Origin of the sequence: Kitasatospora sp. NPDC057936 (assembly GCF_042887525.1) — a bacterium.
Taxonomy (GTDB): domain Bacteria; phylum Actinomycetota; class Actinomycetes; order Streptomycetales; family Streptomycetaceae; genus Kitasatospora.
This window is the reverse complement of the sequence record NZ_JBHVPD010000004.1, coordinates 20,276-32,045: the sequence shown is the minus strand read 5'-3', so window position 1 is coordinate 32,045 and position 11,770 is coordinate 20,276. Positions and strand designations below refer to the sequence as shown.

Sequence of the window (11,770 nt, the reverse complement as noted above, 5' to 3'; positions counted from 1 at the left end):
GGTAGAGGGTCGGACATGGATGCGATATTGGTGGAAGAGGACTTCGTCCACATCGACGGCACCGACATGAACGCGATCCTCGAACTGCTCGGCCGGCTGGGCCTCGACGCCGAGCCGACCGCGCCGCGCGGCGGCGGCCGGGGCCGCCAGTGGGAACTGACGATGCACTGGCAGACGCATGGTCCCATCTCGGAGGCCACCGAGAACGGGCTGCGCGACACGGCCGGCCGGATCAGGGAGCACTTCGTCGCCGCCGGCAAGCGGGCCCCGTCGAAGGTCGTCCTGTGCGGGCGGGACGGGCTCGTGCTCCGGACCTTCCAGTAACCCGCCCGTGCCTCCGCAGCGGGAGTGGGAAGTCGGTGCGGCCGACTTCCCCCACCCCCCCCCGCCAAGTCCCCCCCCCGCCACCCCCCGCCGGCGCGGGCCCCCCCCGGCGCCAACACCGGGGGGCGGACGGGCGGGGCTCGTGCCGCCCAACTACACGCACCCCCCGGGGGCCTGCGCGGGGGTTGGGGTATGGGGGGGCGGCCCACTCCCCACTCCCGCACGCTCATCGTCCCGCGCGCTCATCCCCCTGCCTGCTCGTCCCCCTGCCTGCTCATCCACGGGGGCTCATCCCCGCACGATCAGCCCCGCGTGATCAGCCCTGCACGATCAGCCCTGCACGATCAGCCGCGCGCGCCCGGCTCCACGCCCCTCGCGCGGCCGACGGCGCTGAGCACCGCCCGCACGCCCGCCGTCAGGACCGACGCGTCGCGCCCGGCGCCCCAGCGCACCTCGTCGCCGACCCGGGCCTCCACGTAGGCGACCGCGTCCGGGCCCGACCCGACGGCGTGTTCGCTGAAGTGCAGGATCTCCACGCCCAGCGCGTCGGCCACCGCGTCCAGCGGGCCGGAGCCCGTACCCGACCGGCCGTCGACCTCGGCCCGGTCGCCGGTGACCGTCCACGCCCACGGCGGCGCCGCGTCCAGGTACTCGGTGCGGAACAGCGCGTACAGCTCCTCCCCCGTCACCTCGCGCCCGCTGTCGTCCGTCGCCTCCTGCACGACGCGCGAGAACTCGATCTGGAGCCGCCGGGGCAGCTCCAGCCCGTGCCCGGTCTGCAGGAGGTAGGCGATCCCGCCTTTGCCGGACTGGCTGTTGACCCGGATCACCGCCTCGTAGTCGCGCCCGAGGTCCGCCGGGTCGATCGGCAGGTAGGGCACGTCCCACGGCGCCTCCCGCTCCGGCACGCCCAACCCGGCGGCCACCTTGGCGTGGTGGGCGAGGCCCTTCCTGATGGCGTCCTGGTGGGTGCCGGAGAAGGCGGTGTGGACGAGGTCCCCGGCGTACGGGTGCCGCTCGGGCACCGGCAGCCGGTTGCAGTGCTCGACGGTGCGCCGGACGGCGTCGATGTCGGAGAGGTCGAGCATCGGGTCGACGCCCTGGGTGTGCAGGTTCAGCGCGAGCGTCACCAGGTCGACGTTGCCGGTGCGCTCGCCGTTGCCGAACAGGCAGCCCTCGACGCGCTGCGCCCCGGCCAGGACGGCGAGTTCGGCGCACGCGACGCCCGTCCCGCGGTCGTTGTGCGGGTGGACGGAGAGGACGACCGACTCTCGCCGCTCCAGGTGGCGGTGCAGGTACTCGATCTGGTCGGCGTAGACGTTGGGGGTGGCGATCTCGACGGTCGCGGGCAGGTTGTGGACCACCGGGCGGTCGGGGCTCGCGTCCCACAGCGCGGTGAGGCCGTTGCACACCTCCAGGACGTAGTCCGGCTCGGTCAGGTTGAACACCTCGGGCGAGAACTGGAAGCGCACGCCCTCGCGCCCCTCGGCCCGCCGGGCCATGTGCTCGGCGGCCCCGACGATCAGCTCGCGCACCTCCTCCCGGCCCCGGCCGAGGACGACGTCCCGCCAGACCGGGGCGGTCGCGGTGTAGAGGTGGACGACCACCCGCGGCAGGCCCTCGACGGCCTCGAAGGTGCGGTCGATGAGGTCGGCGCGGGCGGCGGTGAAGACGACGATCGTGACGTCCTCCGGCACCGCCCCCGGCACGGTGGCGAGTTGGCGCACGAAGTCGAAGTCGGCCCGGCTGGCGGAGGGGTAGCCGACCTCGATCTCCTTGAAGCCCATGGCCAGGAACAGGTCGAACATCCGCTGCTTGCGCGCCGGGTCCATCGGCTCGGCGAGTGCCTGGTTGCCGTCGCGCAGGTCGACGGGCACCCACAGCGGGGCCCGCTCGATCCGCTGCCCGGGCCAGCGCCGCAGCAACGCGGGCACGTGGACCCGCTCGTGGGCGGGACGGTAGCGGTGGGAGGGCATCGTGCCGCCGCGCTGGGGGTTCCAGGCGGGGGCGCCGGCCGGGACGGGACCGGCCGGGGCGCGCAGGGTCGTCGTGTGACGGGGCGTTGCGTGACTGGGCGTTGCATGGGAGGGCGTCGTGTGAGGCGGCGTCGCGTGAGAAGTGGGCGTGCGCGGGGTCGGGACGGGCATGCGGGGTCCTTCGGTGAGTACCGGTGACCGGCAGGACGACGCCCCGCAGCGGGGTGCCGGTCCGGTCAGACCCCGCTGCGGCCGCCGAGGAGGAGACGCCGCTGCTGCATGGCCGGTAGACTAGCCACACCACAACTCCTCAGACAACCTGACAGGTGAACGCGATGTCCCCGATCGGCCCCCTGCGCCCCTCCCCCCTGGCCGAACAGGCCGCCGCGCGGATCGAGGAGCAGATCACCTCCGGACACTGGCCGGTCGGCGGCAAGCTGCCCGGCGAGGTCGCGCTGGCGAAGGAGCTCGGCGTCGGCCGCTCGACCGTCCGTGAGGCCCTGCGCGCGCTGGCGGGGGCCGGCCTCGTGCAGAGCCGCCAGGGCGCGGGCGTCTTCGTGACCGCGGACCGGCCGGCCGGGGACTGGGCGACCCGGCTGCGCCGGGCGGAGCTCGCGCACGTCTACGAGGTGCGCACGATGGTCGAGGTGCAGGCGGCCCGGCTGGCGGCGACCCGGCGGACGGACGCCGACCTGGCCGCCGTCGACACCGCGCTCGCGGCACGACTCGCGGCCGGCGCGGCGGACGACGGGGCCTTCGTCGACGCGGACATCGCGCTGCACACCGCCGTCGTGGCGGCGGCTCACAACCCGGTGCTGGACGACCTGTTCGCCCAGTTCGTCCCCGTCCTGCGGGAGCACCTGGTCGCGCTCGTCGGACTGCTGGGGCTGCGCGCCAGGGACCCGGACCACGGCCACGACGCCCACGCCGGCCTCGTCGGGGCGCTGCACCGCGCGGACGCCGAGGAGGCCGGACGGGTGCTCGCGGAGGAGCTGGAGGCCACGCGGGCGCGGCTGCTCGGGACCTGATGGCATGTCCGCGATGGACGTCACACACTCTTCACGCGGGCGCCACCTTCCGGGCAGCCACGTACATGACACTGAGCCGCACGGCTCCGAACAGGTGTCGTTCGCTGACGAACGGTCAACGGGGAGATGACATTGTGTCGAAGCGGTGCATGAGCACCGTCCAGACGGCGAACGGGCTTTCACTCCAATAACACGGTATGACTAGTATCGCTTCGTCAAAAAGCCCGCCCTAAGGAGTCAGCTCTGCGCGCGCGTGCGAATCGGCGGCCCCCGACGCCGAAGGCCCCCCGCAGGCGTCCGCGCCTGTCCCTGCGGACGGCGCTGCTCGTCCTGGCCGTCGTCCCCAGCATCGCCCTCGCCCTGCTCTGGGCGGTCACCAGCGGCGAGACGCTCTCCTCCTTCCAGCGGCAGGCCGCCCAGGGCATGCTCGCCCAGAAGGCCGGCCAGCCGTCCAACATCGTCTACTACAACCTCCAGGAGGAGCGCCGGCTCAGCGCCGAGGCGCTCGCCCGGCCCGGCGCCAACGCCGACCAGCTGCGCAGGCAGCGGCAACTGACGGACGACGCGGTGCGCCAGTTCCAGGCGCTCTCCGGCGAGACCGCCGACGAGGCCCCCGCCGAGGTGCGCACCGCCGTCGCCGAGGCCCGCCAGGCGCTCGGCCGGCTCGGCGAGCAGCGGGCCGCCGTCGACCGCGCCACCATCGACCAGCAGTCGCTGTACGCCTACTACACCGACCTGATCGCCGTGGACCTGCGGCTGTTCACCGCGCTCAGCCACGTCGACACCGGCGAGATCACCTGGATCTCCAAGACCCTCGTCAACGCCTTCTGGGCCAAGGAGATGCTCGCCCGCGAGGACGCGATCCTGGCCCGCGGCTGGCCCTCCGGGCGGCTCGGCGTCGCCGAGTACCAGCAGGTGCAGGAGGCGATCGGGGCGCAGGACCACCTGTTCGCCGTCCAGATCGCGCCGTACGTCCCCGCCGCGGAGGCCCCGGCCTGGCACGACCTGATGAACAGCCCGTCCTGGCAGGCCAAGACGGCCGTCGAGCAGGCGCTGACCAGGCCGACGGCCGCCGAGCCGGGCGGCGCCACGGTCAAGCTGCCGCCGATGCAGGACCAGTGGCGCCAGGCCGTCGACCAGGTCAACCCGCAGCTCGTCAAGGCGATCGAGACCCGCACCGACGGCGTGGTCAAGGTCGGCCTGGACTCCATCGTCTCGCTCCTGACCACCGTCGTGCTGACCGCCGTCGTCGGCCTGGTCGCCGTCGTCGGGATCGGCATCGCGAGCTGGCGCCTCAGCCGCTCGCTGCGCCGCCGGATCAAGGAGCTCCAGACCCAGGCCGAGGCGCTGGAGCGCACCCTGCCCGAGGTCGTGGAGCGCCTCGGGCGCGGCGAACAGGTCGACGTCGAGGCCGAGAGCCGCGCGATCACGGCCGCCGCCGGCACCCTGCGCGGCGGCGGCACCGACGAACTCGCCACCCTCGGCCAGGCGCTCAACGCCGCCCGCACCTCCGCCCTGGAGACCGCCGTGCGGCAGGCCGAGCAGCACCGCGGCTTCGAGCGGCTGCTCCAGCGCATCGCCCGCCGCACCCAGCTGCTGATCGGCCGCCAGCTGCGGCGCCTGGACGAGCTGGAGCGCAAGCACGAGGACCCGGAGGTCCTGGAGGGCCTGTTCGACCTCGACCACCTCACCGCGCGCCTGCGCCGCTACGAGGAGAACCTCGTCATCATGGCCGGCGGCCAGCCGCAGCGGCGCTGGCGCAAGCCCGTCCCGCTGCTGGACGTGCTGCGCGCCGCGCAGGGCGAGGTGCAGGACTACCGGCGGATCATGCTGGACGTCGAGGGCCACCCCTGGCTCTCCGAGCGGGCCGTCGGGCCGGTCGCCCACGTGCTCGCCGAGCTGATGGAGAACGCCACCACCTTCTCCAAGCCGCCGACGCCGGTCGAGGTCAGGGCCGCCATGGTCGGGCGCGGGCTGGCGGTGGAGATCGAGGACCGCGGCCTCGGCATGGACCCGGAGCAGTACGACGCGGCCAACGCGCTGATGCTCCGCCCGCCGGCCCGCATCGACGTCCTGGAGCGCGGGGACGACATCCGCCTCGGCTTCCACGTCGTCGCCCGGCTGGCCGCCAACACCGGCCTGAAGGTCGAGTTCCGCCCCTCCGCGTTCGGCGGCACCCGGGTGGTCGTCCTCGTGCCGTCCGAGCTCGTCATCGACGGCGACGCCGGGCTGCCCGACGCCGCCCACGCGCCGGCCGCGGCCGCCGGGCCGATCCCGCTCGTGCGGCGCTCGCGCAAGGCGCTGATGACGGCGTCCAACGAGGCGCCCGAGGCGCGGCCGGTCCACGCGCTCTCCCCGGCGGACTCCTTCGGGGTGGCCGGCGGGGGCCACGCCCTGGCCGGACCCGCCGGGTCCTCCGGGTCCTCCGGGTTCTCCGGGCACATCGAGTACGCCGGGCACGCCGAGCCGGCCACCGGGGCACCGGCCGGGGCAGCGGCCGGGGCGTTCGAGCCCGCAGGTCGGCACGCCGCACCACTCGTCGTGCCCGACGCCGCACCACTCGCCGCGCCGCAGGGCGGCCCGTCTCCCGACCCGTACGCCGATCAGCACGCCGCTCACCACCCCGGCCGGCGCAGCGCACAGCACGCCGACCAGCCGATCGAGCACAGCTCCCCGGCCCCGGACACGGCCCTCGACCAGGCGCCCTCGCACGACGCGCCCGCCCACGAGGCCCACGACGCCCCCGCCTACCCGGACATCGCCTACGCCCTGGTGACGGACGCCGAGGCCCCGTACGCCGACGAGCAGTACCGCCCGGCCGACCACTACCGGCTGGCCGAGCGGCGCCGCCGCCGCGAGTACGCCTCCGCCGTGCCGCTCAGCCCCGCCGACGGCCACCAGCCGCCGCTGCCGCAGCGCATCCGCCAGGCCAGCCTCGCGGCCGAGCTGCGCGTCCCGCCGCCGCCCGGCGAGCAGACGGAGCCCCAGCGGCCCGCCCCGGCCGCCCCCGTGGCGGACGGGCAGCCCGCCGGCGGCCCGTTCCAGCGCCCGGTGCGCCGCTCCGGCGCCACCATCGGCGCCTTCCAGCGCCAGTCCCGCGCCGCCCGCGCGCAGGGCCTCCAGGGCGGCTCCCAGGACAGCGGCGAGACCCCCCTCCCCCGGACCGCCACCCCGCCGGTTCCCCCCACCGCCCCGGCCGGCTCCCCGACGCACGCACCGGAGCCCTCCCCCTGGGCGCTGCCGGCCACGGACCCCCGAACGACACGAACGGATGACCAGTCATGAACCGCACGATCGCCACCCACCAGGACATCGACTGGCTGCTGGACGGACTCGTCGACTCGGTCCCCGGGACCAGGAACGCCGTCCTGCTCTCCGACGACGGCCTGGTCGTCAGCCACTCCCGCAGCATCGAGCGCGCCGACGCCGAGCGCCTGGCCGCCGTCGCCACCGGCCAGCAGAGCCTGGCCCGCGGCGTCGGCCAGCTCTTCGACGGCGGGCCGGTCCACCAGGTGATCGTCGAGCTCGCCGAGTGCTGGCTGTTCGTCATCGCCGCCGCCCAGGGCACCCACCTCGCCGTCGTCGCCTCCCAGGAGGTCGACGCCGAGGTGATGTCGGTGGCCATGCACACCCTGGTGCAGCAGGTCGGCCAGAAGCTCGGCACCCCCGTCCGCGGCGAGGCCGCCCCCGGCTCGTTCGACGCCTTCGCCGCCCGCCGGCCCGGCGCCACCGGACGGGGCTGACGCGGGTGGGCCCGCACTGGAGCGAACTCGACGACGAGGACGACGACTTCGCCGCCGGGACGATGGTGCGCCCGTACACCATCACCCGCGGCCGCACCGCGCCCGAACGCGACGACCTCACCCTGATCACGGTGCTCACCACCGACGAGGAGGAGGCCGCCCGGGCCCTCGCGCGCAGCCGCGGCGGCGTCCGCGCCCTCCAGCCCGAACACCGGGCGATCCTCGACCGCTGCCGCCGCCCGGCCGCGGTCGCCGAGGTGGCGGCCGGCCTGGACCTCCCGGTGTCGGTCACCAAGATCCTGCTCGGCGACCTGATCGCCCAGGGCCTGCTGCGGGCCCGTGCGCCGCTCTCGGTGGCCCGGGCCGCCGGCGGCGCGGACCTCGGCCTGCTCACGGCCGTACGCGAAGGACTCCGGAGACTGTGACCATGGCAACACCCCACCCCGCAGCCCCCGCCGCCGTCAAGATCCTCATCGCGGGCGGCTTCGGCGTCGGCAAGACCACCCTCGTCGGCACGGTCAGCGAGGTCGCCCCGCTGCGCACCGAGGAGTACCTGACCAAGGCCAGCGTCGGCGTCGACGACCTGGCCGGCGTGGACCAGAAGGACACCACGACCGTCGCGCTCGACTTCGGGCGGATCACCGTCAGCCCGGAACTCGTCGTCTACCTGTTCGGCACCCCCGGCCAGGAGCGCTTCTGGTTCATGTGGAACGACCTGGTCAACGGCGCCCTCGGCGGCATCGTCATCGCCGACACCCGGCGGCTGGACACCAGTTTCGCCTCCATCGACTTCTTCGAGAGCCGGGGCATCCCGTTCGTGGTCGCGATCAACTGCTTCCACGGCCACAACACCCGCACCCCCGACGAGATCCGGGCCGCGCTCGACCTCGACCCGCAGGTGCCGATGCTGATCGGCGACGTCCGCGAACGGGCCTTCGGACGGGACCTCCTGCTCGCCCTCGTCGACCACCTGATGGACCTCGCCGGCACCGCCGCCCCCGTCGGCTGATCCGGCTCGCCCTTCACTCCCTGGAGCCCCGCATGACCTCTCCCCTGCGCGTCCTCGTCCACGGCGGCGGCATCGGCGGCCTCACCCTCGCCACCGCCCTCGCCCGGCGCGGCCACCACGTCGACGTCGCCGAACTGCGCGACGGCCTGGAGGCGCTGGGCGTCGGCATCATCCAGCCGTCCAACGCCCTGCACGTGATGCGCGAGATCGGCGTCCTGGACGCCTGCCTGGCCGCCGGCTTCGAGTGGGAGGTGCTGACCATCTGCGACCCGGCCGGCGCCACGCTCGCCCGGATCCCGCAGCCCCGCATGGGCGACGCCCCCGCCAACAACGGCATCCCGCGGCCCGCCCTCGCCGAGCTGCTCGGCGCCGCCGCCACCGCGGCCGGGGCCCGCCTGCGCTTCGGCACGACGATCGCCGAACTCGCCGACGACGCCGACGGGGTGGACGTCACCCTCACCGACGGCCACGGCGGCCGCTACGACCTCGTGGTCGGCTTCGACGGCATCGGCTCGCCGCTGCGCAGGCGCCTGTACGGGGAGAAGTACCCGCCCGAGTACACCGGCTTCGCCAACTGGCGTGTCACGCTGCCGCGTTCGCCCGAGGTGCGGGGCGTCGTGATGTCCGCCGGGAACCTGGCGGCCAAGGCGCTGCTCACCCCGATCAGCGCCGAACTCATGTACCTGGGCTCGGTGTTCGCCGAGCCCGAGGACTTCAGGCCGGACCCGGAGCGCGCCCACGAGCAGCTCGCCGAGCGCCTGGCCGGCTTCGGCGGCCCCGTCGCCGAAGCCCTCGCCCAGGTCACCGACCCGGCCGCGGTGGTCTACTCGCGCATCTCCCAGGTGACCGTCGAGGAGCCCTGGCACATCGGACGCGTCGCCCTCGCCGGCGACGCCGCCCACGCCAGCACCCCGCACCTCGCCCAGGGCGCGGCCATGGCCGTCGAGGACGCGCTCGTGCTCGCGCTGAGCCTCGACGCCGCCGACTCCGTCGAGGCCGCCCTCACCGCCTGGGAGGAGCGCCGCCGCCCGCGCGCGCTCTGGGTGCAGGCGCTCTCCCGCGCGATCCTCAAGCAGGAGACCGGAACGCCCACGACGCCGGAGGAGGACGAGCTGCTGAAGGTCGGCATCCCGGGCGCGGCGCACGTGCTCGTCAAGCCGTACTGACGACCCGCCGTACTGACGACCCGCCGCGCCGACGACCCGCCGTACTGACGGCGGTCCGGTTCACGGTCGGGCGGTGACGTCCCGGCGGCGGTCCCAGACCGCCGCCGAGATCCGCGCGACCAACCGGGCCGCCGGGTCGGCGGTGCCGTGGCCGGAGGCGAGCGGGCCGGTGTAGCAGACGGCGATCAGGTAGGGCGGGCAGTCGTCCGGGTAGACGACGCCCACGCTGTGCCGGGCGCCGGTGACCCAGCCGTTCTTGAACGCGATCCGGGTGCCCGGCGGCAGTCCGGCCGCGAGGTCCACCCGGTAGGCGTTGCGCTCCAGGAGGGCCAGCAGCTCGGGCTCGCCGTCCAGGGAGCGCAGGAGCCGGACGAGGTCGCGGGCGGTCACCAGGTTGTCGACGCCGGCCTCGCGCGCGGCGGCGTCCTCGATCCCGCGCGGGGTGGCACTGTGCGTCGCCCCGGCCCGCCGCCAGACCCCGGCCACCGCCTCGGGGCCGACGGCGGCGAGGCACAGGTTGGTGGCGAGGTTGGAGGAGTGGGTGATCATCCGCTCGGCGAGCGTACGCAGCGGCGCAGTACCGCCGAGGAGCTCCCAGGGCAGCTGATCGCCGTCGCCGTCACGGGAGTTGGCGAACTCGCCGCCCACCGCCGAGTCGAACCGGTTCACCACGGGCACCTCGGCGTCCAGGTCGACGCCGCTGCGGTGCAGCGCCGCGAGCACGGCGACCTTCATGGTGCTCGCCGCGTAGTGCCGGACGTCCGCCGCGCGCCCGAACACCGGCTCACCGCTCCCCCAGGGAGCCACCACCACAGACAACATCCGGCAAGCGTAGGCCCGGGGGCGGCCAGCGGCGAACAAAAAACAGCTGACAGATAACAGATTTCAAACTCTGTTATCTGTCAGCTGTTATCTGTTATCTGTCACCCGTCAGCTGTCGGTACGTCAGCTGCTCGGGCGCGGGGACGGGAGGGCGGCCGTGCCCGCGAGGAGGGGCCATTCGCGGTGGAAGGGCGGCAGCGGGAGCTTGCCCTCGATGATCGGGGTGCCGAAGATCTTCAGGTGCGCGGTGAGCGCGCCGTTCAGGTCGATGCCGCCGACCACCGACCAGCTGCCCTGCGCCTGCGGGGTGCCGCCCGGAACGTCGGCGCTCAGCGAACCCTCCGCCTTCGCGCTCAGGTAGGGCGCGACGGTGGTCTCCACGCCGACCGTGTCGTACAGGCCGACGCTGGCCTCGGCGCCGAGCGCGGCGCGGACGCCGGCCTTGCCGTTCAGCCGCAGGTGGACCGGGGAGACCTTGGTGTCGGCGGCGTCGCTGATCGGGGCCCAGCCCTTGCCGCCGGTGTAGTCGGCGCGCACCGACCACGTGCCGGTGGCCTCCTGCTCGGCCTCCACGTGGACCTGGCCGTCGGCGCTGATCTCCAGGTAGCAGGTGAGGCCGAGGTTGACCACGACGGGCAGGCCCGCGACGGTCAGCACCGGGCTCGCCTGGAGCTTGGCGAACGGCAGCCGCACGGGCGCCGCGCCGGTGCTGCGGGCGAGGTCGCCGGTGACCTTCCAGTGGGCATTGGCCCCGAGGTCGAAGCCGATGGACGCCGTGCGCGGGCTGCCCGCGGCGGCGCCGTGGTAGGCGAAGTGGACGGCGGGGTGCAGCTGGAGGGAGCCGGTCGCCGCCACGCTCGCGCCCTCGGGCAGCGGGATCGGGGCGTTGACGTCGACCTCCAGCGTGCCGGAGGCGTCGGCCTGCACGCCGCCGGAGCCGGCGCCGACGGTCGCCTTGAGGTCCTTGACCAGCGGCGTCACCTTGATGCCGTGCGGGTCGACGGCGACCTTGCCGTCCGCCTCGGTACCGCCGAGCAGTTCGGCGAGCGTGGCCGGGCGGGTGGCGAGCTTGATGCTGTCGCCGGCGCCGGGCTGGACGCCGGTGACGGCGACGAGCGCACCCTGGGGCGCGGCGGCGGTCGGCGGGCTGGCGATCAGCGCACCGGGCTGCACGGCGGCAGCGGCGCTCGCGGACGCGCTCGGCGAGGCCTTCGACGGCGCGGCCGACGGGGCGCTCGGGCTCGCGGTCGGCGCGGCCGTGCCCGGGGCTGCCGTGCCCGGGGCTGCCGACAGGACGGCCGTGCCGCCGGCCGGGTCGTATGCCGTGAGCTGGAGGTTCTTCGCGGTGGCGGTGACGGCGCCACCGTCCTTGCCCGGCGTGCCGATCGCGGCCTGCTGGGCTCCGGCGGGGGCCGCCGCGACGGTCGCGGCCGCCGTCGGGCGCCCGGTGGGCGCGGCGGCGGCCGTGGTGGCGCGGGCGCGCGGGGCGCCGGAGGTCGGGGCGACACCGGCCGGACCGGTGTCGGTCGCCGTGGCGGCGACGGGGGTAGCGGCCGGCTCGGTGGCGGCCTGGGGGGTACCGGTGGACGTCGGCCCGCACGCGGCGACCCCGGTCAGGGCGAGGGTGAGGAGGGCGGGGCGGACGGCCCTGCCTATCGAGCTGTTGAACACGCGGCGCCATGTTACTGACGGGGAATAATTT

Annotated in this window: 10 protein-coding genes; 7 read left to right on the top strand and 3 right to left on the bottom strand. The window is 74.9% G+C overall.

Translation table 11 applies throughout. The annotated features are described in order from the left end of the window. Positions 1 to 15 precede the first annotated feature (15 nt). A complete protein-coding gene (locus tag ACFVU9_RS03350; RefSeq protein ID WP_380436073.1) occupies positions 16 to 324 on the top strand; it encodes a hypothetical protein in 309 nt (102 codons plus the stop codon). A gap of 344 nt (positions 325 to 668) precedes the next feature. On the opposite strand, the gene ACFVU9_RS03345 is transcribed toward ACFVU9_RS03350, so the two are convergent. Beyond that, positions 669 to 2,471, bottom strand: a complete 1,803-nt coding sequence (locus ACFVU9_RS03345; protein ID WP_387589393.1) for a 2-isopropylmalate synthase — start codon at positions 2,469 to 2,471, stop codon at positions 669 to 671. Positions 2,472 to 2,635: 164 nt separating this feature from the next. On the opposite strand from ACFVU9_RS03345, the gene ACFVU9_RS03340 reads away from it, so the two are divergent. The 6 genes from ACFVU9_RS03340 to ACFVU9_RS03315 all read left to right on the top strand — a co-directional run bounded on the left by ACFVU9_RS03340 (position 2,636) and on the right by ACFVU9_RS03315 (position 9,246). Further along, a complete protein-coding gene (locus tag ACFVU9_RS03340; RefSeq protein WP_387589681.1) occupies positions 2,636 to 3,328 on the top strand; it encodes a FadR/GntR family transcriptional regulator in 693 nt (230 codons plus the stop codon). A 423-nt stretch (positions 3,329 to 3,751) separates the two neighbouring features. After that, a complete protein-coding gene (locus ACFVU9_RS03335) occupies positions 3,752 to 6,613 on the top strand; it encodes a nitrate- and nitrite sensing domain-containing protein (RefSeq protein WP_387589390.1) in 2,862 nt (953 codons plus the stop codon). Beyond that, positions 6,610 to 7,071 carry a roadblock/LC7 domain-containing protein gene (locus ACFVU9_RS03330; RefSeq protein WP_380436067.1) on the top strand — a complete coding sequence of 154 codons (462 nt, stop codon included), beginning with the start codon at positions 6,610 to 6,612 and terminating at the stop codon, positions 7,069 to 7,071. The genes ACFVU9_RS03335 and ACFVU9_RS03330 overlap by 4 nt, the downstream gene beginning before the upstream one ends. 5 nt (positions 7,072 to 7,076) lie before the next feature. Further along, the gene (locus tag ACFVU9_RS03325; protein ID WP_380436065.1) at positions 7,077 to 7,496 is read left to right on the top strand and encodes a DUF742 domain-containing protein; all 420 of its coding nucleotides are present in this window, start codon (positions 7,077 to 7,079) and stop codon (positions 7,494 to 7,496) included. Between the two features lie 2 nt (positions 7,497 to 7,498). Continuing rightward, positions 7,499 to 8,080, top strand: a complete 582-nt coding sequence (locus ACFVU9_RS03320) for an ATP/GTP-binding protein (protein WP_380436063.1) — start codon at positions 7,499 to 7,501, stop codon at positions 8,078 to 8,080. Positions 8,081 to 8,112: 32 nt separating this feature from the next. Then, complete coding sequence (locus ACFVU9_RS03315; RefSeq protein ID WP_387589386.1) at positions 8,113 to 9,246, top strand: FAD-dependent monooxygenase; 1,134 nt, start codon at positions 8,113 to 8,115, stop codon at positions 9,244 to 9,246. Between the two features lie 60 nt (positions 9,247 to 9,306). On the opposite strand, the gene ACFVU9_RS03310 is transcribed toward ACFVU9_RS03315, so the two are convergent. Both ACFVU9_RS03310 and ACFVU9_RS03305 read right to left on the bottom strand, forming a co-directional pair. After that, positions 9,307 to 10,068 carry a serine hydrolase gene (locus tag ACFVU9_RS03310; RefSeq protein ID WP_380436059.1) on the bottom strand — a complete coding sequence of 254 codons (762 nt, stop codon included), beginning with the start codon at positions 10,066 to 10,068 and terminating at the stop codon, positions 9,307 to 9,309. 123 nt (positions 10,069 to 10,191) lie between these two features. Then, positions 10,192 to 11,739 carry a hypothetical protein gene (locus ACFVU9_RS03305; RefSeq protein ID WP_387589383.1) on the bottom strand — a complete coding sequence of 516 codons (1,548 nt, stop codon included), beginning with the start codon at positions 11,737 to 11,739 and terminating at the stop codon, positions 10,192 to 10,194. Positions 11,740 to 11,770 lie beyond the last annotated feature (31 nt).

Excerpts from the sequence above, each read along its gene's own strand:
- ACFVU9_RS03345 (WP_387589393.1), bottom strand. The coding sequence starts at position 2,471 with ATGCCCGTCCCGACCCCGCGCACGCCCACTTCTCACGCGACGCCGCCT.
- ACFVU9_RS03335 (WP_387589390.1), top strand. The coding sequence starts at position 3,752 with ATGCTCGCCCAGAAGGCCGGCCAGCCGTCCAACATCGTCTACTACAAC.
- ACFVU9_RS03340 (WP_387589681.1), top strand. The coding sequence starts at position 2,636 with ATGTCCCCGATCGGCCCCCTGCGCCCCTCCCCCCTGGCCGAACAGGCC.
- ACFVU9_RS03320 (WP_380436063.1), top strand. The coding sequence starts at position 7,499 with ATGGCAACACCCCACCCCGCAGCCCCCGCCGCCGTCAAGATCCTCATC.
- ACFVU9_RS03310 (WP_380436059.1), bottom strand. The coding sequence starts at position 10,068 with ATGTTGTCTGTGGTGGTGGCTCCCTGGGGGAGCGGTGAGCCGGTGTTC.
- ACFVU9_RS03350 (WP_380436073.1), top strand. The coding sequence starts at position 16 with ATGGATGCGATATTGGTGGAAGAGGACTTCGTCCACATCGACGGCACC.
- ACFVU9_RS03315 (WP_387589386.1), top strand. The coding sequence starts at position 8,113 with ATGACCTCTCCCCTGCGCGTCCTCGTCCACGGCGGCGGCATCGGCGGC.
- ACFVU9_RS03330 (WP_380436067.1), top strand. The coding sequence starts at position 6,610 with ATGAACCGCACGATCGCCACCCACCAGGACATCGACTGGCTGCTGGAC.